We start from the raw sequence: 245 nt of genomic DNA, 5'->3' as shown, positions 1-245 counted from the left end.
GAGGAGGCTCCCATGAAGGAAGAAATTGGCGTGGAAGAACGATTGTTCAGGAAATCGGACAAGCCTTCTGAAGACTTGAGTTGCAACTGGCACCACAAGAAAGCTCCGAGCTATCACGATATTGTCTCTACCGATGCGACAGGTAAATGGTGCATCTTTGCGAGCACCACCGACGTGGACGAGGAGTGGAGCAAAATTAGCCACGCAATCGAGAACGACCAGCTGATGTGTGCCAAGGTGTCCAC

General features: G+C 51.4%; 1 protein-coding gene. It reads left to right on the top strand.

What is annotated here, in order from left to right; translation table 11 throughout:
* Positions 1-12 precede the first annotated feature (12 nt).
* Positions 13-245: putative phosphothreonine lyase domain-containg protein (locus SB753_RS40330; RefSeq protein WP_410805582.1), on the top strand; the 233-nt coding region annotated here is incomplete at its 3' end.

This window comes from Paraburkholderia sp. SIMBA_053 (assembly GCF_046534895.1).
GTDB lineage: Bacteria > Pseudomonadota > Gammaproteobacteria > Burkholderiales > Burkholderiaceae > Paraburkholderia > Paraburkholderia caledonica.
Note: the sequence above shows the minus strand (reverse complement) of the source record. Positions and strands in the feature narration are given on the sequence as shown.